The 648-nt window shown below is 53.2% G+C and carries 1 protein-coding gene; it reads left to right on the top strand.

Translation table 11 applies throughout. From position 1 onward, the window contains the following. Positions 1 to 19 precede the first annotated feature (19 nt). Positions 20 to 648 (top strand): IS1634 family transposase (locus tag ACFSNB_RS18760; protein ID WP_377319344.1); only part of this gene is annotated, 629 nt, incomplete at its 3' end.

Raw genomic sequence — 648 nt, 5'->3', positions numbered from 1 at the left:
CCACCAGTTATACCGGGCGATGGATGAGCTGCTGGCTGTGCAGCCGGAATTGGAACGCCAAGTGTTCCATGCCGTGGCCGATTTATTGAACCTGGAAGTCGATTTGATTTACTTTGATACGACTTCGTCGTACTTCGAAGTGGATCCCTCTGAAACACCGGAAGGAGAATCGCTTCGAAAGCAGGGGTTTTCCAAAGATAAGCGTCCTGATTTGGTTCAAATCGTCATTGGGCTGGCTGTCACCCGGGAAGGAATCCCGATTCGCGCTTGGGTATGGCCTGGCAATACCATGGACATGACGGTCATCAAACAGGTGAAACAAGACTTGATTGGCTGGAAGCTTGGACGTGTGATCAGCGTCATGGACCGCGGCTTTTCCTCTGAAGAGAATTTGCGAATCTTGCAACAGGCCGGGGGACACTACATTGTCGGCGAAAAAATGCGATCCGGCAAAGCCACCGTCGAAGAGGCCCTAAGCCGTCGCGGGCGCTACCAACAAGTTCGCGAGAACTTGCATATCAAAGAAATCATCGTGGGCGACGGAGAAGCGCGTCAGCGCTATGTTCTCGTGTACAATCCCAGCGAAGCCGAACGCCAACGCAAGGAACGGGAAACGCTGCTCGAATCGCTGAAAGAGGAGTTGGAGGG

Origin of the sequence: Phaeospirillum tilakii, from assembly GCF_042683125.1 — a bacterium.
GTDB classification, from domain to species: domain Bacteria; phylum Pseudomonadota; class Alphaproteobacteria; order Rhodospirillales; family Magnetospirillaceae; genus Phaeospirillum; species Phaeospirillum tilakii.
This window is presented reverse-complemented; position numbering and strand designations above follow the sequence as displayed.